2 protein-coding genes are annotated in these 1,731 nt (G+C 40.3%); both read left to right on the forward strand.

The annotated features are described in order from the left end of the window. The first annotated feature begins 72 nt into the window (after positions 1–72). On the forward strand, positions 73–756 hold the full coding sequence (locus G587_RS0116180) for a helix-turn-helix domain-containing protein (protein ID WP_022759760.1): 684 nt from the start codon (positions 73–75) through the stop codon (positions 754–756). Between the two features lie 32 nt (positions 757–788). After that, positions 789–1,655, forward strand: coding sequence for an IS3 family transposase (locus tag G587_RS0116185; protein WP_242830101.1), 867 nt, complete (start codon positions 789–791; stop codon positions 1,653–1,655). The last annotated feature ends 76 nt before the right edge of the window (positions 1,656–1,731 follow it).

A 1,731-nucleotide genomic window follows, 5' to 3' on the forward strand; every position in this document is an offset into this window, starting at 1 on the left:
TTTGATATGCTCCCTTCTAGGTAGACAAGAGAAATAATAAAAACCTTGTTCTGCTTGGAAGGGGGGCATATTTTGTCTTTTAAACATAAGTACACATTTGAAGAAAAAGAAAGGATTTTACTAGAATACCAGACTGGTACTCATGGTTTTAAAGAACTCTGCCGGATTTATGGCATGGCAGAGCAGGCATTAAAAGACTGGATAAGGTTATACGAAACATTTGGAATGGAGGGATTGAAAACAGGAAGCAAAGCTTCTTGCTATTCAAAAGAGGTTAAGGAAGCTGCAATCCAAGACTATCTGATGCACACTCTTCCCGTTAAAGAAATTCTTATCAAATATCGGATTCGTTCTACAACACAACTAAAACGATGGGTTAAGAAGTATAATGGTCATGAGAAGCTTAAGGCTTCCGGAACGGGAGGAACTGCCATCATGACTAAAGGGAGAAAAACTACTTTTGATGAACGAGTGGAGATTGTTCAATACTGCATTGCACATGACCATAATTATACAGAAACAGCGGCAAAATTTGGTGTTTCTTATCAACAGGCAAGAAGTTATACCGTCAAGTATGAAGCAGGTGGAGTAGATGCTCTTAATGACCGGCGCGGTAGATCAAAGCCAATTAAAGAGATGTCTGAATTGGAGAAGCTCCGGGCAGAAAACAGGATTCTGCGAGCTGAAAAGAGGCAGGCAGAAATGGAGGTATCTTTCTTAAAAAAACTCGACGAAATAGAGAGGAGGCGAGGCTAAGCCTGGTCAGAAATGAACATATCTATCAGGCCATCAAAGAAGAGCATGAAGAACATAATTACCCCATTGGAACTCTTTGCAAACTGGGGCATATAAGCCGTGCAGCATACTATAAATGGCTTCACAGAGATATTCCGTCTTATGAAGCAGAAAATGAACGAATTGCTGTGGAGATTGAAAAAATTCACATGGATAGTCCAGATAAAGGTTATAGAAGAATACGAGATGATCTGGAACGTTATAGTGGAATCAAGGCAAACGATAAACGCATACTTCGTATCTGCCGAAAGAAGGGAATTAAGTCTACTATCAAATATTCCAATAACGGATGCACCAGACAAGCGGCAAATCCTCAGTTTATCGCAGAAAATGTGTTAAACAGAGAATTCTCAGCAGAAGCCCCAAACCATAAATGGCTAACAGATGTCACTGAATTCAAGTATTACATCGGCATTGAGGTTCATAAGATTTATCTTAGTGCAATCCTCGATTTATTTGATAGAAGAATTGTATCATTTGTTATCAGGGACTCAAACAATAACGCTCTGGTATTTGATACCTTTGATGCAGCCATCGCAGCAAATCCTGGAGCAACACCCTTGTGCCATTCCGATCGTGGATTTCAATATACCAACCGCGCTTTTCACGCCAAGCTTGAAGCTGCTGGAATGACACAAAGCATGTCCCGTGTAGCTAAATGCATCGATAATGGTCCGATGGAAGGATTTTGGGGAATACTTAAACGCGAACGGTATTATGGGAACCGATTCACTGACAGAGACACTCTTGTGAAAATGATAGAGGACTACATAGAATACTACAATACTAGGCGATTACAGAGAAAACTTGGGATTTTAACACCATTCGAGAAGTACGAGCAGTATCTGGCGGTAGCATAAAAACTGCCACCAGATCAACAATCTGATGGCAGAAAATTTTGTTTTTTCTATTGTCTACTTGACGGGTAGCAGTTCA

The organism is Butyrivibrio sp. XPD2002 (assembly GCF_000423945.1).
In the GTDB taxonomy this organism is placed as follows: domain Bacteria; phylum Bacillota; class Clostridia; order Lachnospirales; family Lachnospiraceae; genus Butyrivibrio.